Annotated in this window: 20 protein-coding genes and 3 riboswitches; all 20 genes read left to right on the forward strand. The window is 35.9% G+C overall.

Annotation, left to right across the window (positions count from 1 at the left end):
* Positions 1 to 2: 2 nt before the first annotated feature.
* Positions 3 to 1,049 (forward strand): nicotinate-nucleotide--dimethylbenzimidazole phosphoribosyltransferase, encoded by a 1,047-nt coding sequence (cobT, locus tag acear_RS04075; protein WP_041667257.1) that lies wholly within the window; start codon positions 3 to 5, stop codon positions 1,047 to 1,049.
* A gap of 25 nt (positions 1,050 to 1,074) precedes the next feature.
* Positions 1,075 to 1,587, forward strand: coding sequence for an ECF transporter S component (locus acear_RS04080; RefSeq protein WP_013277746.1), 513 nt, complete (start codon positions 1,075 to 1,077; stop codon positions 1,585 to 1,587).
* Positions 1,588 to 1,598: 11 nt separating this feature from the next.
* Entirely contained in the window at positions 1,599 to 2,333 is a 735-nt protein-coding gene (locus acear_RS04085; RefSeq protein ID WP_013277747.1) for an AIR synthase related protein, read from the forward strand.
* Between the two features lie 30 nt (positions 2,334 to 2,363).
* Positions 2,364 to 3,296, forward strand: a complete 933-nt coding sequence (locus acear_RS04090) for a sugar phosphate isomerase/epimerase family protein (RefSeq protein ID WP_013277748.1) — start codon at positions 2,364 to 2,366, stop codon at positions 3,294 to 3,296.
* Positions 3,297 to 3,928: 632 nt separating this feature from the next.
* Positions 3,929 to 4,124, forward strand: a riboswitch (cobalamin riboswitch).
* Between the two features lie 264 nt (positions 4,125 to 4,388).
* Entirely contained in the window at positions 4,389 to 4,994 is a 606-nt protein-coding gene (locus tag acear_RS04095) for an IS607 family transposase (protein ID WP_013277749.1), read from the forward strand.
* Positions 4,995 to 5,023: 29 nt separating this feature from the next.
* The gene (locus acear_RS04100; RefSeq protein ID WP_013277750.1) at positions 5,024 to 6,532 is read left to right on the forward strand and encodes an IS200/IS605 family accessory protein TnpB-related protein; all 1,509 of its coding nucleotides are present in this window, start codon (positions 5,024 to 5,026) and stop codon (positions 6,530 to 6,532) included.
* A 237-nt stretch (positions 6,533 to 6,769) separates the two neighbouring features.
* Positions 6,770 to 6,964, forward strand: a riboswitch (cobalamin riboswitch).
* 171 nt (positions 6,965 to 7,135) lie between these two features.
* The gene (locus tag acear_RS04105) at positions 7,136 to 7,891 is read left to right on the forward strand and encodes an energy-coupling factor ABC transporter permease (protein WP_013277751.1); all 756 of its coding nucleotides are present in this window, start codon (positions 7,136 to 7,138) and stop codon (positions 7,889 to 7,891) included.
* On the forward strand, positions 7,888 to 8,181 hold the full coding sequence (locus acear_RS04110) for an energy-coupling factor ABC transporter substrate-binding protein (RefSeq protein ID WP_013277752.1): 294 nt from the start codon (positions 7,888 to 7,890) through the stop codon (positions 8,179 to 8,181). The genes acear_RS04105 and acear_RS04110 overlap by 4 nt, the downstream gene beginning before the upstream one ends.
* A 10-nt stretch (positions 8,182 to 8,191) precedes the next feature.
* Positions 8,192 to 9,121 (forward strand): ABC transporter substrate-binding protein, encoded by a 930-nt coding sequence (locus acear_RS04115; RefSeq protein ID WP_013277753.1) that lies wholly within the window; start codon positions 8,192 to 8,194, stop codon positions 9,119 to 9,121.
* Between the two features lie 15 nt (positions 9,122 to 9,136).
* Entirely contained in the window at positions 9,137 to 10,183 is a 1,047-nt protein-coding gene (locus acear_RS04120; RefSeq protein WP_013277754.1) for a FecCD family ABC transporter permease, read from the forward strand.
* 13 nt (positions 10,184 to 10,196) lie between these two features.
* Entirely contained in the window at positions 10,197 to 11,459 is a 1,263-nt protein-coding gene (locus acear_RS04125; RefSeq protein WP_013277755.1) for a heme ABC transporter ATP-binding protein, read from the forward strand.
* A 23-nt stretch (positions 11,460 to 11,482) separates the two neighbouring features.
* Positions 11,483 to 13,522, forward strand: a complete 2,040-nt coding sequence (locus acear_RS04130) for a TonB-dependent receptor plug domain-containing protein (RefSeq protein ID WP_013277756.1) — start codon at positions 11,483 to 11,485, stop codon at positions 13,520 to 13,522.
* A gap of 34 nt (positions 13,523 to 13,556) precedes the next feature.
* Positions 13,557 to 14,504, forward strand: coding sequence for an energy transducer TonB (locus tag acear_RS12090; protein WP_013277757.1), 948 nt, complete (start codon positions 13,557 to 13,559; stop codon positions 14,502 to 14,504).
* A gap of 13 nt (positions 14,505 to 14,517) precedes the next feature.
* Positions 14,518 to 15,135 carry a MotA/TolQ/ExbB proton channel family protein gene (locus tag acear_RS04140; RefSeq protein WP_013277758.1) on the forward strand — a complete coding sequence of 206 codons (618 nt, stop codon included), beginning with the start codon at positions 14,518 to 14,520 and terminating at the stop codon, positions 15,133 to 15,135.
* On the forward strand, positions 15,125 to 15,526 hold the full coding sequence (locus tag acear_RS04145; RefSeq protein WP_013277759.1) for an ExbD/TolR family protein: 402 nt from the start codon (positions 15,125 to 15,127) through the stop codon (positions 15,524 to 15,526). Before acear_RS04140 ends, acear_RS04145 begins: the two co-directional genes overlap by 11 nt.
* 23 nt (positions 15,527 to 15,549) lie before the next feature.
* Positions 15,550 to 15,912, forward strand: coding sequence for a sirohydrochlorin chelatase (locus tag acear_RS04150; RefSeq protein ID WP_013277760.1), 363 nt, complete (start codon positions 15,550 to 15,552; stop codon positions 15,910 to 15,912).
* A 119-nt stretch (positions 15,913 to 16,031) separates the two neighbouring features.
* Positions 16,032 to 16,227: riboswitch (cobalamin riboswitch) on the forward strand.
* Positions 16,228 to 16,406: 179 nt separating this feature from the next.
* The gene (locus acear_RS04155; RefSeq protein WP_013277761.1) at positions 16,407 to 17,189 is read left to right on the forward strand and encodes a DUF4198 domain-containing protein; all 783 of its coding nucleotides are present in this window, start codon (positions 16,407 to 16,409) and stop codon (positions 17,187 to 17,189) included.
* Positions 17,190 to 17,289: 100 nt separating this feature from the next.
* On the forward strand, positions 17,290 to 17,928 hold the full coding sequence (gene cbiM / locus acear_RS04160) for a cobalt transporter CbiM (RefSeq protein WP_013277762.1): 639 nt from the start codon (positions 17,290 to 17,292) through the stop codon (positions 17,926 to 17,928).
* Positions 17,909 to 18,565: a hypothetical protein gene (locus tag acear_RS04165; protein WP_013277763.1), complete on the forward strand. Its 657-nt coding sequence runs from the start codon at positions 17,909 to 17,911 to the stop codon at positions 18,563 to 18,565. The genes cbiM and acear_RS04165 overlap by 20 nt, the downstream gene beginning before the upstream one ends.
* Positions 18,562 to 19,326 carry a cobalt ECF transporter T component CbiQ gene (gene cbiQ, locus acear_RS04170; RefSeq protein ID WP_013277764.1) on the forward strand — a complete coding sequence of 255 codons (765 nt, stop codon included), beginning with the start codon at positions 18,562 to 18,564 and terminating at the stop codon, positions 19,324 to 19,326. The genes acear_RS04165 and cbiQ overlap by 4 nt, the downstream gene beginning before the upstream one ends.
* Positions 19,327 to 19,344: the final 18 nt, after the last annotated feature.

The raw sequence follows: 19,344 nt of genomic DNA on the forward strand, positions 1-19,344 counted from the left end.
AGATGGAATTATTAGAGAAAACAGTAGCAGAAATTGATAAGTTGAATGAAGAAAAGATGGCTGAAGCTAAACAGAGGCTGGATAGCTTAACCAAGCCTCCAGGAAGCCTAGGTAAGCTTGAGGAGATTGCTATTAAACTGGCGGGAATGAGTGGAGAATTATATCCTAAAGTAGATAAAAAAGTACATATTGTGATGGCTGGAGATCATGGTGTAGTGAGTGAAGGAGTCAGTGCTGTTTCTCAGGAAGTAACGATTCAGATGGTTTATAATTTCTTGAATGAAGGAGCAGCCATTAATGTACTGGCTAATCAAGTAGGAGTAGATGTAACTATTATTGATATAGGAGTAGCTGGTGAGCTAGATGCTGAAGGTCTAATAGATAAAAAAGTAAAGTTAGGAACTGATAATTTAGCTCAGGGACCAGCTATGGATCGCAAAGAAGCTGTGGCTAGTATCGAAACAGGAATTGAAGTTGTAACTGAAATGATTGAAAATGGAGCTAATTTGATTGGAACTGGAGAGATGGGAATTGGTAATACTACTCCTAGTAGTGCTATTTTAGCAGCTATAACTGACTTGTCTCTTGATGATACTGTAGGATTTGGAACGGGTATTGATGATGACCAGTTAGAAAAGAAGAAGGAAATAGTTGCTCAAGCATTAGAAGTTAATCAGCCTGATGTAAATGATGGTTTAGATGTTTTAGCCAAAGTAGGTGGTTTAGAGATAGGAGGAATGGCAGGCGTTATGCTGGGAGCAGCAGCAGCTAATAAACCAGTGATGGTTGATGGTTTTATTTCTGGAGCAGCAGCTTTGATTGCTCAAAAAATAGAACCTAAAGTAACAGATTATTTGATTCCTTCTCATAAATCTGTAGAACCAGGACATATCAGGATGTATGAAATTTTAGGTTTAGAACCGATGCTGGATATGGATATGCGATTAGGCGAAGGTACAGGAGCCGTTTTAGGTATGAATTTAGTAGAATCAGCAACAAGAATTATTAGCCAGATGGCTACTTTTGAAGAGGCTCAAGTAGAACATTAAAGTTAAGGTAAGGAGATAATATAGAATGTCTTTTAAAACTAATACCAAAGAAAGAGAGGAAAATTTCTGGCAGGCAAGAAATTTAGTTAAAATGGCTCTCTTTACCGCTTTAAGCGGTATTGGAGCCTGGCTTACCTTTCCTAGTCCCATTGGAACGGTAGCTTTGGATTCAGCGCCGGGATACTTTTTAGGACTTATGGCTGGAGGATGGCAGGGGGCTATTGTGTTATGTTTAGGCCATCTGCTTTCAGCTGTTAAGATGGGCTTTCCGTTAGGACCGATTCATCTTTTGGTTGGAATCTTAATGGGCGGCTGTGGATTGGCAGTTAGCTATTTATATCAAAGAGTTAATGTGGTAATTACTATAATTGTAGGTAGTCTATTAAATGGAGTAGTAGTGAATGCATGCTTAATTCCGCTGTTAGGAATAGGCTTTTTTGCAGGAATGACTCCTATTCTATTATTGGCTTCAGTAGTCAATATTATATTGGCAGTTCTACTCTATCGATTATTGAAGGGGAAAATTGATCGAATATAGGAGGAGATGATATGGAACGTGATGTTTCAGTTATAGACTTAACAGTTGATGAGAAATTGGTTATAGCCTGTGATTCTATAGGCCGAATCGGTCCTAAAGAAGAAGATATAGTTGAAACTAGCGGTAGAATAGTAGGAAAACTGAGTGCTAGAGTAGCCTTGATGGAGGCTTTAGCTGTCAGGGCTACTCCTATCTCTGTGGTTAATACTCTCAGTGTCGAGTATGAGCCGACAGGAAAAGAGATTATTGCTGGCATTGAGGAAGAGATAGCAGTCCTTGATATGGTTGAAGGAGATATTATAACAGGGAGTACTGAAGAGAATATCCCGACACTTCAGACAGGGATAGGAATTACTGTTGTTGGTAGAGCAGCTAAAGAAGAATTGCGAGTGGCTGATTCTCAATCCGGGGACCTGATGGTAGCATTAGGGCTGCCTAAAGTAGGAGATGAGGTATTGGAGTCTATAGAGGAGATAGTTAATTTAGCAGATCTGGAGCAGATATTAGAACTGGATTATATTCATGATATTTTACCGGTAGGTTCAAAGGGGATTAAATATGAGGCAGAGCTGTTAGCAGAGCTAAATGGATTGGGTTTAGAACTTGAAGAGACTGTAATTGATCTGAAAAAGTCGGCTGGTCCGGCTACAGCCTTATTGCTAACGCTGCCTGAAGAATACTGGGCTGAGCTAAAGAATTTATTTAGTAAACCGCTTAATCTATTGGGGCGGCTTCATTCACCATAATTTAGCTTAGAATAAGGATGTGACAAGTAGATGAGGGAATTATTTAATTTTAGTGTCTATACTCTAGAGTGGTTTGAGAATGACTGGCAGCAGGTAGTTGATTTCTGTCAAGAGCAGGGATTTGCTGGAATAGAGCTGTTATCTGCTGGGTTAGATAGAAACCAGGCTAAGGATGAGATACCTAATGATTTAATAAAGGGGATGCATCTTTCTTATTATTTAAATTGGCTGCCGTTAACAAGTACTGAATATAATAAGCTGGACTTAGATAAAGTTATTGCTGATTATAGAGAGGAATTGGAATTAGCCTCTGAATTGGATGTGGATTATGTTGTATTTCATGCCAGTAGTGTAAAGTCTGAAGATGTATTTAGAGAGGATTTTACTTATTCTGATTCGACTATTCTATCTGAGATAGTAGAAGTAGTCAATAAAGTAATGGCTGGCATGGATGTGGAGTTTAAGTTATTATTTGAGAATCTCTGGTGGAGTGGATTAACTTTTTTGGATAAGAAAGAAGCTTTGGAATTTATTCATCAGGTAGATTACGAAAATGTAGGCTTTTTAGTCGATACTGGACATCTGATGAATACTAATCCTAAACTGAGTACAGAAGCTGAAGGTTTAGATTATCTGGAAAGGATATTAATAGAGTTTCAGGATACGGCTGATTTATTTTATGGAGTTCATCTACATAAGTCACTTTCAGGATCTTATCGTCAACAGAACCAGGATAGGCTGTATGATGAGTTTAAAAGCAGCCAGGATTATGAAGAAAAGGTTAAGGTAGTTAGAGAGTTTATTTCTAATGTTGATCAGCATCTTCCTTTTAGAGATGAGTCTCCTATAGAAGTGTTAGATTTAATTAAGCCTGATTATGTTACTCATGAATTCACCTGTTATGAGAAAGAGGAGTTTATTCAATTTTTACAGATTCAGAGGGATTTATTAAATCATAATTGATATAATTTGTCAATTCCTATTTGCAGCCAATATAGTTTCATTCATGATATTGCAGGAATAGTCAATATGTATCCGCCGCTTGCCGTTCGCTCAACATCCTGTTTCGCTCACTCTCAAAAAACAGTTTTCCGCCATCCATGGCTCCAAACTGTTTTTAAGAGTCGCTCTGGACACATATTGACTATTGATAATAGAATAGATTGCTATGGTTATCACCAATAGGAGTTGCTGTAAGCATATATTGACTATTTGCAATATTACATTGCAATTACAGCATAGAAATTTCATTAATCTGGTTTTAAACGCCCCCTCGGATAATTTTGCATAATTAGTTGATATATTTCAAAAAGCAACTTAAAGCAGCCCCATAAGAGAAAATAATTAATATATAAAGTAGGCTCTTTAAATCGTATCTCTAAGATTAGTTTATTGCTGATTGACTAGGGCTGATTTTGGCAGCGTTTGAAATATATCAACTCTAAACTGCAACAATATATCAATAAAGCTGTAAGTTAACTAGACAAATATTAATCTATATGCTTAGCTTAAATTTTTTTAATTTAAAAGCAGGATTTTTGGTTTGGGAAAAGAATAATTATAAATGCAGCAAGTTAATGGAAACTAATTAAAATATAATATCGTAGTGGTTAGGTGCTCTTAGCTACGGTTAAGAGTGAATAGGGAATCAGGTGTAAATCCTGAACGGGTCCGCCGCTGTAATCGGTATGTTAGACTCAGAATACCACTTGCATATGTTGAGTATTCAGGGAAGGTAGAGGCTAACAGTAAGCCGAAAGTCAGAAGACCTGCCTAATCATTACCTACTGAAGCTTCGGTAACAGGTAAGGTAGGTGATTAGCTAGGCTAATTACCTTAATCTTGCTTTAAGATTAAGGTTTTTTGTTTTATTCTAGGGATGTTGGTTTCTTAACACCAGTTTCACACTGGAATTCCGGTAAAAAGGAAGAATTTAAACAATGATTAATCAAAATAGGGCTGAATAACAGTTTATCTAAATTTTATTAATATTACTTATTATTATTCGATAATAAGTAATATTTTTGTTATAATATGGATAAACGAGGTGGTTAAATGAAGTTATCTGTTAAAGAGGCAGCTGACTTTTTAGGTGTTGCAAAATCTACTTTAAGGCGCTGGGATAACGAAGGTAAGCTAGTTGCTGATCGAACTGAAGGCGGACATAGGAGATATCCTAAAGATAAATTAATTGCTTTTCAAAAGAAAGATAATAACCAAAGCAAGTTAACTATTGGATACTGTAGAGTATCTAGTCATGGCCAAAAGGATGACCTTAAACGACAAGTAGAAAATGTATCTAATTATTGTATTGCTAATGGTTATCAGTTTAAAATCATAAGAGATATTGGCAGCGGGCTTAATTATAAAAAGAAAGGTTTAAAAGAGCTTATTGAATTAATTGAGAGCAGGAAGATTGAAAGGATTGTAGTTAATTACAAAGATAGACTTATTAGATTTGGTTATGAAATGTTTGAGCAAATTTGTGAGTTAAATAATGTTGAAATAGAAATTATTAATCACACTGAAAATAAAACTTACCAAGAAGAGTTAGTTGATGATGTATTATCAATCATTACAGTCTTTTCAGCTAAATTATATGGTAGTCGAAGTAGTAAAGCTAAAAAAATTAAAGAGACTAATAAAGAGCTATTTGATTAGTCATATGAGCAAAATAAGGAGGTGGTCTAATGCTTAGAACTAGCAAAATTAGGATTACTGACCAAGAATTTAAAGAGTTTGCTATCGAAAAAGTATATCTGACCAGACATTTCGAAAATATGCTACTGATTTTACTAGAACAAGACTACAAACAAGAGATCGGTGATAGAAAGTTAATTTCCAATCCTTATGTAATGAGAGCAGTAATTAGGGATACCAAAGGAGGTCAATATGCTGATAAGGTTTCTTATATTAAAGATAAATATCAAGACCATGGCTTAATGCAGGATTTAATTAAAGTAGGTAAACAGCTTAAAAAAGATAATCTAGTCATGACTATGCGTAAAGTTAGAAAGGATTTTAAGTCTTTTTACACTAAAGTTAAGAATGGTGATAACTCAGCTAATCCACCCAAACCTAAGAAATTATCTAAAATGAATAGTTACACTTTATTAATTGATAACGATAAAGGAATGTCACTAGCTTATCTTAAGAAAGGACAGAATAAGCTAGGAATTACTCTTGATCATGATGAAGGCAGAAAATATCTCTATATTGACCATCAAGCTGTTAGAGATATAGTTGGTGATTTAGATAATATCCAAAGTGTTAATTTACAATACTCCAATGGTGAATTATATTTGTTGATTACTTACCATCAAGAAGTTGAGACTAACAATGATAGACCGCATAAACTTGCTGGATTAGATATTGGAGTCGATAATCTAGCAGCTATCTATATAGAAGATGAAGCTAGTCCTAGTTTGATAGTAGCTGGTAAAAAGTATAAAACTTACAATAGTAAATTTAACCGTCAGATAGCTCAAATATCTAATAGTATTGATACCTGCAAGTTAGAATCCAGAAAGAACTATCTTCGCAAATATAAAAGTTATTTATTTGAAAAACGAAATAGATTCTTCTATGACCAATTTCATAAAGTTAGTAAGCGGCTTTTAGAATATTTAGACCAACATGATGTAACCGAACTTGTTATTTCAGATAATCTTAATCATTTAAAGAATAATGGCAACTGCAAATTACAAAAGAAAACTAAACAGAACTTTATTCAAATTCCATTTGGCAAACTATTAGACTACTTAAAATATAAAGCTAAAGAGTATGGAATTAAAGTTACTGTTGTAAATGAAGCCTATACTTCAAAATCAAACTCTTTTACTAATGAGGTGCATAAAGTTAAGTCATTGCAGCAAAAGATTGATAGTTTAAAAGCTCAACAGAAACAAATTGAGTCTGATATTAAATACCAACAATACCAATGCTTAATTGATGCTTACCAAGATTTATTAGATAAATACAACTATCAAGGTAAGCGAGTTAAGCGAGGATTATACCTTGATTATATTAATGATTTAGCTATGCATAGCGACATTAATGGAGCTAGAAATATTGCTAAGTTAAGCTCTAATTATCAAAAGAAGGATTGTAACAATCTTAAAAAGTTATGTAATCCCATTAAAGTAGAAAATGACTATCAATTTTGTCAATTGTTAAAACAAGATAAACAAGCAGCTTAAAAGCACTCCCGAGTCTATGTTATATGGATAGGGATAGTGGGTAAGGACATCGGAATTTTGATGTCAACGCTGTGGTCTGATTAAATAGGTGAGTTTATGAGTAAGTTTAATCAAAATTAATCAGATATAAACCAGCGGAAATGAAAAAAATAGCAAAAATATGCAGGAATTTTTCTAGCAGCAGAGAATATATCATATATAGATGCTTAAAGTTAAGTTAATCATTGGAGCATAAAAATAAATATATAATGGTTAGATGCCTTTAGCTACGGCTAAAGGAGAATAGGGAATCAGGTGTGAATCCTGAACGGGCCCGCCACTGTAACTAGCTAACTAGGCTCAATATACCACTTGGATATTTTATATTCAGGGAAGGTAGAACTTAGTATTAAGGCTAGAAGTCAGGAGACCTGTCTAACCATTTACCTACTATTTCTTCGATGGTAAAAAGAGTGGGTGATTAGTATTGACTAATTATTCTCAATCTCTTCTATCGAGGTTGAGAATTTTTATTTTAAGGGGGGGATATTAGTTAGCATTTAATATTTATTTAAGATAGGGACTGGATTAAGACGCGTTATTTATAGAAAGGAGAAGGATAAAATGAATAAAAAGAAGAATACTATTTTAATTGGGCTTTATTTTTTAGTAGGAATAATGTTATTTCCAGATAGGATTTATGCGATGCATATTGCTGAGGGATTTTTACCAGTTAAATGGGCTGGTATCTGGTGGATTGCAATGCTGCCTTTCTTAGCATTAGGTATTAAAAAAGTAAAAAGTATAACTCAGAAAGAAGGTCCAGGAATTAAAATGTTACTAGCTTTAGCTGGAGCTTTTGTGTTTGTTCTTTCCTCACTTAAGTTACCTTCTTTGACTGGAAGCTGTTCTCATCCTACCGGAGTAGGTTTGGGCGCTATTCTCTTTGGTCCTTGGCCGATGGTTGTTTTAGGCTGTATTGTCCTAATTTTTCAGGCGGTTTTACTGGCTCATGGTGGCTTAACTACTTTAGGGGCAAATGTCTTTTCTATGGCTATTGTAGGTCCCTTTGTAGCCTATGGAGCTTACAGATTGCTAAAAAAACTAAATGCTCCCAATTGGTTGTCGGTATTTACGGGATCAGCTTTAGGTAACCTATTGACTTATATAACAACAGCTACTCAATTAGCTTGGGCCTTTCCAGGAAAAACTGGATTCATAGCTTCATTAATTAAGTTTATGGGTGTGTTTGCTACTACCCAGGTACCGCTAGCCGTGACAGAGGGTTTAGTTACAGTTTTAATCTTTAACTTGTTGTTAGAGTATAGTGAAGGAGAGTTAAAGGAGCTATCAGTTATCTCAAAGGGGGAAACAGTATGAGCTTAACCAGTAAGAATTTAATTATTTTATGTTTGATATTAATCGTGACTATTACTCCATTAATTATTAAGCAAAATGCTGGCTTTGGTGGAGCTGATGGAGAAGCTGAAGGTATAATAAAAAAGATGAATTCTGATTATGAACCTTGGTTTTCTGTTATCTGGTCACCTCCTAGTGGAGAAATTGAGAGTCTATTATTTGCACTACAGGCTGCCTTAGGAGCAGGATTTTTAGGCTACTATATAGGAAGCAAGCGGGCTGAAGCTAAGTATAAAGATGAATCAGAGTAGGAGGAAAGCAATGAAATTGAGACAGATACTTATTGGACTTTTGCTGGCAGCAGTCTTTTTAGCTGGCTGTACAGCAGGGGTAAAGACAACTTATGCTGAGGATTATTTTGCTAAAGTTACTGATGATTTAGGAAGGGAAGTTATTATAAAAGAAAAGCCGCAGCGAATAATTTCTCTAGCGCCGAGCCATACTGAAACTTTATTTGCTCTTGAAGCTGGTAATAGAGTTGTAGGTGTAACTGAGTATGCCGATTATCCCAAGGTAGTTAATGAAATTGATAAAGTCGGTACGATCAAAGAACCGAATGTGGAGAAGATAATCCAGCTGCAGCCGGATTTAGTCTTAGCAGCGGGAATTACTCCTAAAGAAGTGATAACTAGATTAAATGAGTTAGGTATTGATGTTGTGGGGTTAAATCCTACGGATGTAAGTGAAATTATAGATTCTATCTCGTTAATCGATAAGGCAACTGGTCAGGTGGAAGAAGCAGAGATAATTACAACTGAGATGAGAAATAGAGTAGAAGAGATTACTGAAACTGTAGCAAAGAATGTGGATGAAGCCCAGCGTCCTAAAGTTTTTTATGAGATCTGGAAAAAACCGCTGTATACTGCTGGTCCGGAGACTTTTATCGATGATCTAATCCATTTAGCTGGCGGGATCAATATTGCTCATCAGGCAGAGGGAATGTGGCCGCAGTACAGCTTTGAGGTTCTATTAGCTGAGAATCCTGAGGTCTATCTTGCTTCCTCACACAGCTGGAAGCATCAGGTGAGTAAAGAATCAATTCTACAGCGCGAGAAGTTTCAAGAGATTAAGGCTATACAGAACGAACGAGTATATATTATAGATCAGGATATTGTTAATCGGGCTTCACCACGGATTATTACTGCCTTAGAGAAAGTAGCTAAAGCAGTTCATCCTGAATTATTTAATTAAAAGAGTTGATATTAAATGAAGAAGAATAAATTAAAGTGGCGAGGAATTATTGCTAGTTTATTGGTTTTATTGGCTGCAACAGTAGTTGTAGGAACAAGTTTAGGAGCAACTAAGATTCCTTTTCAGGAAGTAGTCAAGGTATTATCAGCCAAGATTCCTTTTATTAAGGATATAATTGAAGCGGGCCAAGAGGTAGGAGTTAATGAAACAATTATTTTTAAGATTCGACTTCCCAGGGTGATACTGGCTGGTTTAGTGGGACTGGCTTTAGCAACTTCCGGGACTGTCTTTCAGGCTCTGCTTAAGAATCCTATGGCCGATCCCTATGTAATTGGTATCTCTTCTGGCGCTTCGCTGGGAGCAACCTTGGGCATGATCTGTGATCTGCAGGTTAATCTATTGGGGCTGAACAGCATTCCAATGTTTGCCTTTGCAGGAGCCTTATTGACTACCTTTGTTGTTTATAATCTGGCGAAGGTGGGCAAGAAAATTTCGGTAACTACTTTACTGCTGGCCGGAATAGCAGTTGGCTCTACTCTTTCGGCAGTTGTATCTCTATTGATGGTCTTTAATGATCAGAATATGCATCAGATTGTCTTCTGGATTATGGGCAGTTTGGCTTCAAAGAGCTGGTCTGATGTGAGTATGGTCTGGATTTATATTTTAATCGGTTATATTATTGTCCATTTTCTGGCACAGGATTTAAACATTATGCTGCTGGGAGAGGATTCAGCCCAGAGTTTAGGTGTGGAAGTGGAGCGGATGAAGAAGATTCTGTTGGTAACCGGGGCCTTATTGGCCGGTGCTGCTGTGGCCGGCAGCGGAGTTATTGGTTTTGTAGGCTTGATTATTCCTCATATTGTCCGCTTATTAGTCGGGCCGGATCACAGAATCCTGATTCCGAGTTCTGCTTTAATAGGGGCAATATTTTTAATTCTAACTGATACCTTTGCTCGAACGGTGATTGCACCAACAGAGATTCCGGTAGGAATTATAACTTCTTTATTCGGCGGGCCATTCTTTATTTACCTGTTGAATAAGAAGAAAGGAACAGGTTTTTAAGAGGAGGTCCAATATGACTGCCAAGCTTGAAGTAGATAAATTAAGCTATAAATATGGTAATTTTGAGGTTCTTAAGGAGGTCAGCTTCAGTGTTGCTCAGGGAGAATTTATCGGCCTGATTGGTCCCAATGGATCAGGTAAGTCGACGCTGCTGAAGAATATAAATTCTATTCTGTATCCTGATGATGGTAAAGTTTATCTCGATAATTTCGATCTCCAGAATTTAGGTAAGAAGGAGATTGCAAAAAAGTTAGCTGTTGTGCCCCAGAATACTAATGTTAATTTTGACTTTACAGTAGAAGAGATTGTTCTAATGGGGCGGGCTCCTTATATAGGTAGGTTTGAAAGCGAAAGTGATGAGGATTATGAAGTAGTAAAAGAGGCTATGGAACTGACTAATACTCTAAAGTTGGCAGAAAGGCCGATTAGTCAGTTAAGCGGTGGCGAAAGACAGCGGGTGATTTTAGCCAGAAGTTTGGCTCAGCAGCCGGAAGTGCTGCTGTTGGATGAACCGACTTCTAATCTGGATATTAATTATCAACTAGAGATTATGAATCTGCTTAAGAAGCTCAATCGTGATCATAATCTAACTGTGATAGTAGTACTCCATGATTTGAATCTAGCTTCGGAGTACTGTGATAAACTATTGTTGCTTGAAGATGGAGAAATCTATGCTCATGGTTCGCCAAAGGAGATAGTTACAGCTGAGAATATAGAGGATGTCTATGGTTCGAAAGTGATTATCAAGAAGCATTACCCCAGCGGCCGCCCTTATGTTACGATGCTGGATAATCACTATATTCCGGAAACTCAGTTAGACCATCAAGTACATATCATCTGCGGCGGTGGAACCGGCAGAGAACTGATTGAAAATCTGGTAGAGCAGGGCTTTCAGGTAAGCTGTGGGGTGCTGAATGAACAGGATTCCGACTGGGAAGTAGCTAAATCCTGTGATGTTGAGATTGTAGCCGAAGAACCTTTTGCTCCGATCAGCCAGGAGAGCCATGAGGCAAATTTAGCTGCAATTAAAGAGGTTGATACCGTAGTCTTAACGGAGATACCTTTTGGGTCCGGTAATCTGTTGAACTTAAAGGCAGCCTTCTGGGCAGCAGAGCAGGGTAAAGAAGTGATAGTTATGGATCAAGAGAGACTATCTAAACGGGACTATACTAAAGGAGAAGGAAATAACTTATATAAAAAGCTGTTAGATATGGGGGTAATAGTGGTTGGAGATAATTATGAAGTTTTGGATAAGTTAGTTAAGGATAGGGAGTAAATTATAAGAAAGGGGCGAGGGAGATGAATAAGAAGTTAGTAACTGCATTAGTATTAGCTTTGGTAGTGAGTTTAGTAGCAGCGCCAGCTGTAATGGCTGAGGAGACAGATAAGAAAACAGATCAGAAACAGGAAGAAGTTAAGAAGGAGAAAGATGAGGAAGAGAAGACTTATACGATGGATGAATTAGTAGTGATTGCATCTAAGCATCCGGAGAAATTGTCGGAAGCGTCGGTAAGTGTAGAGAAGATTGATGAAGAGGATATTGAACAGAAGAATGCGCATAATGTGGCTGATTTGTTGCGGGGGGCTTCAAGTGTAAATATTAGTGATTATGGTGGACATGGTGGTTCTAAAACAATTAATATTCGTGGTTCAAATGCTAAAAGAGTTTTGATTTTAGTTGATGGGCAAAGGATAAATGACCCACAAACTGGAGGGGTGGATTTATCTCAATTGCCAATTAAACAAATTAAGAAAATTGAGATATTAAAAGGACCTAGTTCTAGTCTTTATGGTGCTAATGCTTTAGGTGGCGTGGTTAATATTACTACTAAAAGTGGTAGTGAAAAATCTAAGACTGATGTAGAAGTTAATTTTGGAAGTTTTGAAACTCGAAAATTAAATTTAAATCATAGTGGTAGTACTGAGAGTTTAAAATATATTCTGTCAGCACTTAAGAAAAAGTCAGATGGTTACAGGATGAATAGTGCAATGGATCAGGAGAGAATTTTTACAAAATTCAGCCATAAATTGGATGAATATTCTAATTTGATGTTATCATTAAAATGTAATGATTTTTATAGAAGATCACCAGGTGATGTTGAAACGCCAGACCCTAATCACTATCAAAAGGATGAAGATAAAAATATTAATGTGCAGTTGAAGAAACAATTTAAAAATGCAGATACAAAGATAACAGTTTATTATAATAAACATGAAACTGATAATTATAATAAGTATTATAAAAATAGCACTAATCCTATGGATTTTAATAGATATTATTATGATGATGGTAATGCGTATTATTATGATGAGGGAGAAAAAATTCAAGTTAGTGGTATTTCACTAGATGAAAAAGTAAGTGATTCTGATCATGAAAGAGGAAAATTAGGATTGAATTTTAGTAGAACTCATTATTATCAAGCTCATACATTAACATATGGAGGCGAATTTTATCAAAAAGAATTTGAAACTGTTCAGACTGGTCCTAGTATAACAGGCAAATATACTACTGAACATGATCAGAAAAACAAAGCATTTTTTGTTCAGGATGAGTGGCAAGTAAAAGATAAATTAAAAATTAATTTTGGGGGACGTTATGATGATAATGAAAAGTTTGGATCTGAATTTAGTCCTCGTTTAGGAGCGGTTTATACAATTAATTCTAATCTTAATTTTCATGCTTCAGCTGGAGAAGCTTATAAAGTTCCAACTTTTGATGATTTATATTGGCCAAGTACTCCTATGGGGGAAGGTAATCCAAATTTAGAGCCAGAAACTGCTAAAGCTTATGAGATGGGATTAAGATATTTAAATAAAGGATTAAAAGGTGAATTTAATTTATTTAAGAAAGATATTGATAATTATATTCAGTGGGCTCCAGAAGATCCTACTGCTCAATATAGTGTATGGAAACCATCTAATTTTACTTCAGTTGAAATTACAGGTGGAGAATTAATTTTGAATAAAAAATTGACTTCTAATTATTCTGTTAAGTTTAATTATACTTATCTAGATTCCAATAATGAAAAGTATGATAAACGATTAAGTTATAAACCATATCATATGGCTAATATTGGATTGAACTATAATAATCAAGATATTAGTTTTGGATTAAATGGTAAATATGTGGGAGATAGGATATCAGCTGATGCTACCTATGCTTCTGTAGTGAAAGTACCTGGTTATTTTGTAACAAATCTAAAATTAAGTAAAAAACTTAAAGATAATGCTAAAATTTCATTAGAAATTAATAATTTATTTGATCGTGAATATGAGTCAAAGAAAGACTTTTTAATGCCTGGTCGTAACGTAATGTTAAACTTAAGTAGAGAATTTTAACCTTGATTAAACCAAGAAGATGGAGGGATGCATAATGAGATTGCTGAAAAAGAGTATAACTCCGCTCAAGGTAGCCTTCATTATAGCAGTGGGGCTTCATCTGGCGCTCTTTAACTTTGGGTCATCTATAGTTAAACTGGATAATCTGGCCCATTCTCAAGGGAACTTCAGCCAGAAAGTGAGATTCAAGATGGCTGCTGCTAGCGCGGAGGCTAACCCTTCATCTTCTGCTGATAAAGAGGAAGAGAAAGAAGTCGAGGAGCAGAAAGAGACTCAAGAGGAAAAGCAGGAAGAACAAAAAGAGTCTGAGGATAAGGTTGAAGAGCAAAAAGAGGTTGAAGAAGAACCAGAGCCTAAAGAAGAAGAGGTTAAAGAAGTAAAAAAAGAGGAACTAAAAGAGCAGCAGGAGCCTGAACAGGAAGAAGAGACTGAAGAGCAAGAAGAAGAGATGGATAGAGAAACGGAGAAAAAGGAACCGAAGGAAGAAAAAAAGAAGGAACCTGAACCCAAAGAGCAGAAAGAGGATAAAGAAGAGGAAAAATCGGAATCTAAAGAAGAAAAGAAAGAAGCTCCGCAAGAGAAGAATAAAGAAGAACCTGAAGAGAAGAAACGAGATGAAGCATCAGAGCCAAATAATGCTACTGAAGCATCCGGTCAGTCCAGCCAGGAAACAAAACAGGTAGACTTAACTGAGGGCAGTAAACCAGGAGTTGAAGAGCCGTCGCTGATTGATTATAAACAGCCGGAATATCCCGAACGAATGAAGAAACGAGAGATTGAAGGCAAGGTTGTGTTGAAAGTGCTGATCGATTATGAAGGTCAGGTAGATGAGATTACGGTTAGAAAGTCATCTGGGTATAAGCAGCTTGATCTGGCAGCTAAGAAAGCAGCCAAAGAGTGGCGGTTTAATCCTGCCCGCAAAGAGCATCAAAAGATCGGGAGCTGGATTTTAGTACCGATTAGATTTAGATTAGAAGCATAGAGAGGTGGCATAAATGCAGTATCTATTAGCTAAAGGCGGAGTAATTATTTATCCGTTATTATTATGTTCAATAATAGTAGTAACCCTAGCTTTAGAGCGGTTATATCAATTTTCCAGAATATCTAAGGAATTATCCAATAACTTAATGAATCAGATTAAAGATAAGATCAGTTCTAATAAAGTTGATAAAGCAGTTGAGCTCTGCGAAGAGGTTAAGGGCCCTATTGGCAAGGTCTTAAAGCAGGGGATTCTCCATTTAGATAAAGAACCTGAAGAGATAGAGGAGCAGATGGCTGAAGTTGAGTTAGAGGAATTTCCCAAGCTAGAGAAGCATCTGGGCCTTCTAAACTTTATCGGCAAGATCAGTCCTTCATTGGGACTGTTAGGGACTGTAACGGGAATGATCAAGACATTCCATGTTCTATCTATGAGCGGCAAGCCGGAGCAGTTAGCTCAGGGGATTTCTGAAGCTTTGACTACCACAGCAACGGGGCTAGTTATTTCGATTCCGGCTTTAGGTGCTTACTATTACTTTACAAATAAATTACAGCAGATTGCTTTACATACCGAAAAGCGGGAGAAGGAATTGATTAATTATATTAAAGAGGTAGGGGCTAACGATGAAGTATAAGTTTAAGCGGGATGATCTAGAGATTAATTTAGCTCCTATGATTGATGTAGTCTTTCTCTTGCTTATCTTCTTTATAGTAGCCTCTACATTGAATTTAAGAGAGGTCAAGTCTAATATTCAATTGCCTGATACAGAAGTAGTTGAAGAGAAGAAGGAGACTGAAATTAATATTTCGGTTACTGAAGAAGGAGAAGTATATTTAGGAAAAGAAAGAGTCAAACTAACTGAATTAGAGGAGAGACTGCGTAATAAGACAGAGGATGAGTCAATTAAAACCTTAACAGTCTTTGCTGATAAAGAGGTAGCTTTTCAGAAGGTAATTCAGGTAATGGATATTGCTAAAAAGATAGAAGTAAATAATTTAAACTTTGCTTTGCATAAATCAAAGTAACTTAAAATAAGGAGATGATGAAAATGAAAACAGGAGTTGTTGTTTTAGGCCACGGAAGTAGAGCGGAAGATGCACGGAGCGTATTCAATGAGATAGTAGAGATGATTGAAGATAAGGTGGATTATGAAGTAGTTAAAGGAGCTTCAATGGAATTAGCGGAACCTAGTCTTGAACAGGTAGTAGATCAGATAGCAGATGAAGTGGACAAGATATCAATTGTACCTCTATTCTTATTTCCGGGAGTACATATCCAGGAGGATATTCCGGAATTAATCGATGGTTTAAGAGAAGACTATCCAGAAGTTGAATTTGAGTTTGGTGAAAATATCGGAGCTGATGAAAAGGTAGCTGATATTATGGTTGAACGGATTGAAGAGATAGTCTAGTCAAAGTAAGTTAAGCCCAGGAAGGAATTGAGAATTAATTAAAAATAATTTCAAATTTAAGAAGGAATCTGATCATTTGTCCATAAATATTATAATAGGCAAATGATGTTATAAAACTTAATATTGCGCAGTAATTAGGTGCTTCTAGCTATTGGTTAGAAGATAATAGGGAATCAGGTGCAAATCCTGAACGGGTCCGCCACTGTAACTGGCAGATTAAGCTTGGTATACCACTTGGATACTTAAGTATCCAGGGAAGGTAAAGCTTGACGATAAGCCAGAAGTCAGGAGACCTACCTAATTGCTTAGCCTACTTTTATCTTCGATGACAAGAAGAGTAGGTAATTAGTGTAGGGCTAATTATCCTCAATCTTGTTGATCAAGATTGGGGATTTTTTATTTTAAGGAGGTGGTTAGTAAGATAAGGATGAATTTGAATTAGAATCAAACTATAATTTAAAGAAAAACTAAAAAATTAAAAGGAGGAAAATAAAATGAGACGAATTAGTTCAATTTTATTATTAAGTTTAATTTTAGTATTAGGAGTTACAGTAGCTGCTTCAGCTCACTTTCAAATGATCTTACCTTCAGATGATGTAGTTATGCAGGGGGAGGAGCGAGAGATAGATTTAGACCTTGTCTTTACTCATCCAATGGCTGGACATACTATGGATATGGAGAAGCCAGCCAAGTTTGGTGTTTTACATAAAGGTACTAAGAAGAGTCTGGTAGATACTTTAGAACCGTCCAAGATTAAGGGGCGCGATGCCTTTGAAACTTCTTATCGGCTTAGAGGGTTTGGAGACTTTGTCTTCTATGTGGAACCAGAACCTTACTGGGAATCTGCGGATGGAGTTTATATTACTCAATGTACAAAAATGGTTGTTAACTCCATGGGAGTAGCCAGTGACTGGGGTAAAGAAGTTGGTATGAAAGCAGAAATTGTTCCGTTAACTCGTCCTTACGGTCTTTGGACGAACAATGTCTTTACAGGAGTTGTCAAAAAGAACGGCAAGCCGGTTCCTTATGCTGAGATAGAAGTAGAGTACTTTAATGAGGGTAAATTTTCTAAGTTAGCAGGAAATGAAGTAACTGAACTACCGAATGAAACTTTTACTACCCAAGTAATTAAGGCTGATAAAAATGGAGTCTTTACCTATGCTATGCCTAAATCAGGCTGGTGGGGCTTTGCGGCTTTAATGGAAGGTGAGCCAGTTAACGGTAAAAGCCATGAGATAGGAGCAGTTATGTGGGTTAAAACGCATGATATGAAGTAGTTATCTGTTAAAGTAGAAGGCCTCCCTTGAAGTTAAGTAATCAAGGGAGCCTCCTATTAATTAATAGATTTAGAAGTTATCTTGAAAGGAAGGTGATAGGATGCATATTTCTGAAGGTGTTCTTTCAGCGCCGGTATTATTAACAGGAGCTGCTACAACGGTTGCTGGAGTTGCTGTTGGTTTAAAAACGATGGATAATGAAGATATTCCGAAAACAGCTATAGTTTCTTCGGCTTTATTTGTAGCTTCATTGATTCATATTCCTTTAGGACCGACCAGTGTTCATCTTATTCTTAACGGAGTTGCTGGTATATTATTAGGGTGGCAGGTTTTTCCTGCATTTCTTATAGCTTTATTTTTACAGGCAGTATTATTTCAATTTGGAGGGCTTACTTCTTTGGGCATGAATACAATTAATGTAGCACTTCCTGCTATTGTCGGTTATTATTTATTTAAATCCTTGTTAAAGTTTAATCGTAATGATAAGCAGTTGTTTTTAGGTGTGATATCTTTTGTTTGTGGAATAGTTCCTGTCTTTTTGACTACCATTATGCTAGCTATTTCGCTTGTGTTTACGAATGAATCTTTTTTAGAAGTAGCCCAGCTTACTATAGTCAGTCATCTACCTGTAATGGCTATTGAAGGAATTATTAGTGCTTTTGCTATAATTTTTATTAAGAGAGTTAAACCAGAAATGTTAAAAGGAGTGATCGGTAAAAATGAAGAGTTTAAAATTTAAGAAAAAATTATCTGCTTACATTCCATTTACTATCTGTATTGCTTTGGTAATAGCTTTAATATTAACTTTACCGGCCTATGCCCATAGAGTTATTTCTTATTCTTATGTTGAAGGAGATAGTGTTGTTGTTGAAGGAGCTTTTGATGATGGTAGTCCTACTAAAAAAGCCAAAGTAAAAGTTTATAATTCTTCTGGTAAGGTGATTAATAAAGGAAAAACTAATGCTCAGGGAATATATAAGTTTGAAGTATCAAAGAAGGATGATTTAAAGATTGTGCTAGAAGCAGGTATGGGTCATAAAGCAGAATCTAATATTAAACAGGAGGATCTGCCTGAAGTAGCTAATTCAAGTACTCAACAACAGACTAAGGATAATTCTAAACAGAGTTCTATTCAAGAATCTACTACAACTACTGGAATTAGTGAAGATAAATTGCGTTCTCTTATCAGAGAAGAATTGTCAAAAGAGTTATCTGAGAAATTACCCCAGGAGATAGCACCGATAAAGAGAAGTTTAATTCAGCTTAAGAATAAAAAAGGACCTGGCGTTACTGAAATTTTAGGGGGGATAGGTTATATCTTTGGCTTAATGGGAATTGCATTCTATTTTAAAGCCAAAAGGAGTGAAGTAGCTTGATTGATGAAAAATTTACTGAGGGATCTACCTGGGTTCACCAGTTAGATCCCCGAATAAAGATTGTAATAACTATGATGTTGGCAGTAGTAACAGCAGTGGGAAAGAATGTAGATATGTTACTGGTAGCCTTTGGTTTTTCTGGTTTGCTGTTAATAACTGCTAGACTTGATATAAAAAAGGTAGGAAAACGGTTATTAATAGTTAATAGTTTTATTTTTTTAATGTGGTTGATTTTACCGTTTACGTATCCAGGAGAAGGTTTATTCCAAGTTGGACCTTTAATAGCTTCTCGTGAAGGTGTTATATATACAGCAAAGATTACTTTAAGATCTAATACCATTATGTTGATCATGATTTCTTTACTTTCTACTTCCGCTATGTCATCAATTATTCATGCTATGAAGTATCTATATATACCAGAAAAGCTTATCTATTTATTGTTCTTTATTTATCGATATATACATGTGATTAAAACTGAATTTGGTAATCTTTATAGTGCTATGTTATTGAGAGGTTTTAAACCAAATACAACTATTCATTGTTATAAATCTTATGCTTATTTAGTAGGTAGGTTGCTTATAAAAAGCTATGAACGTTCTCAAAGAGTTTATGAAGCAATGACGTGTCGTGGTTTTAAGGGTAAATTTTATATACTGGATAATTTCAATCTTTCTTCACTTGATTATTTAGTTTTTGTTGGTTCTTTATTTTTGGTTAGTTGTTTAGTTATGTTAGAGTCTGGATATTTGATGTTGAAATAATGATCTGTAGTTGTTTTA

The sequence above is a fragment of the Acetohalobium arabaticum DSM 5501 genome, assembly GCF_000144695.1.
In the GTDB taxonomy this organism is placed as follows: domain Bacteria; phylum Bacillota; class Halanaerobiia; order Halobacteroidales; family Acetohalobiaceae; genus Acetohalobium; species Acetohalobium arabaticum.